Origin of the sequence: Streptomyces sp. NPDC086787, from assembly GCF_044745865.1 — a bacterium.
Lineage (GTDB): Bacteria > Actinomycetota > Actinomycetes > Streptomycetales > Streptomycetaceae > Streptomyces.
The window spans coordinates 1,899-3,752 of sequence record NZ_JBIVBC010000045.1; the positions used below are offsets into that span (position 1 = coordinate 1,899).

Sequence of the window (1,854 nt, forward strand, 5' to 3'; positions counted from 1 at the left end):
CTGTGTCGGGCACGCTGTTGGGTGTCTGAGGGTGCGAGCGTTGCTCGTCCTTCGGGATGCCGGCCCCAGTGAACTCGTGCTTCGGTGCGGGGTGATGGGTGGCTGGTCGTTGTTTGAGAACTGCACAGTGGACGCGAGCATCTGTGGCCAAGTTTTTAAGGGCGCACGGTGGATGCCTTGGCACCAGGAACCGATGAAGGACGTGGGAGGCCACGATAGTCCCCGGGGAGTCGTCAACCAGGCTTTGATCCGGGGGTTTCCGAATGGGGAAACCCGGCAGTCGTCATGGGCTGTCACCCGCTGCTGAACACATAGGCAGTGTGGAGGGAACGAGGGGAAGTGAAACATCTCAGTACCCTCAGGAAGAGAAAACAACCGTGATTCCGGGAGTAGTGGCGAGCGAAACCGGATGAGGCCAAACCTACGACGTGTGAGACCCGGCAGGGGTTGCGTCGTGGGGGTTGTGGGATCTCTCTTCTGCGGTCTGCCGGCCGTGGGACGAGTCAGAAACCGTTGACATAGACGAAGGACATGCGAAAGGTCCGGCGTAGAGGGTAAGACCCCCGTAGTCGAAATGTCAGCGGCTCGTTTGAGAGACACCCAAGTAGCACGGGGCCCGAGAAATCCCGTGTGAATCTGGCGGGACCACCCGCTAAGCCTAAATATTCCCTGGTGACCGATAGCGGATAGTACCGTGAGGGAATGGTGAAAAGTACCGCGGGAGCGGAGTGAAATAGTACCTGAAACCGTGTGCCTACAAGCCGTGGGAGCGTCGGATACAGCTTGCTGTATCTCGTGACTGCGTGCCTTTTGAAGAATGAGCCTGCGAGTTTGCGGTGTGTTGCGAGGTTAACCCGTGTGGGGAAGCCGTAGCGAAAGCGAGTCCGAATAGGGCGTTTCAGTAGCACGCTCAAGACCCGAAGCGGAGTGATCTAGCCATGGGCAGGTTGAAGCGGAGGTAAGACTTCGTGGAGGACCGAACCCACCAGGGTTGAAAACCTGGGGGATGACCTGTGGTTAGGGGTGAAAGGCCAATCAAACTCCGTGATAGCTGGTTCTCCCCGAAATGCATTTAGGTGCAGCGTCGTGTGTTTCTTGCCGGAGGTAGAGCACTGGATAGGCGATGGGCCCTACCGGGTTACTGACCTTAGCCAAACTCCGAATGCCGGTAAGTGAGAGCACGGCAGTGAGACTGTGGGGGATAAGCTCCATGGTCGAGAGGGAAACAGCCCAGAGCATCGACTAAGGCCCCTAAGCGTACGCTAAGTGGGAAAGGATGTGGAGTCGCACAGACAACCAGGAGGTTGGCTTAGAAGCAGCCACCCTTGAAAGAGTGCGTAATAGCTCACTGGTCTAGTGATTCCGCGCCGACAATGTAGCGGGGCTCAAGCGTACCGCCGAAGTCGTGTCATTGCAGCATATAGCCCCAACGGGTGCTGTGATGGGTAGGGGAGCGTCGTCTGCCGGGTGAAGCAGCACCGGAAGGTAGTTGTGGACGGTTGACGAGTGAGAATGCAGGCATGAGTAGCGATACAAACGTGAGAAACGTTTGCGCCGATTGACTAAGGGTTCCTGGGTCAAGCTGATCTGCCCAGGGTAAGTCGGGACCTAAGGCGAGGCCGACAGGCGTAGTCGATGGATAACCGGTTGATATTCCGGTACCCGCTGTGAAGCGTCAAACATCGAGCATCGTGATGCTAAGGCCGTGAAGCCGCCCCGGAGCCTTCGGGCAAAGGGGAGTGGTGGAGCCGCCGGCCCAAGCGGTTAGTAGGTGAGTGATGGGGTGACGCAGGAAGGTAGTCCAGCCCGGGCGGTGGTTGTCCCGGGGTAAGGGTGTAGCCCGAGTGGTAGGCT

General features: G+C 58.1%; 1 rRNA gene (cut by a window edge). It reads left to right on the plus strand.

Features of this window, described 5'->3' with window-relative positions:
- Positions 1-145: 145 nt before the first annotated feature.
- Positions 146-1,854 (plus strand): 23S ribosomal RNA (locus ACIPK3_RS34245); it runs 1,500 nt beyond the window's last position.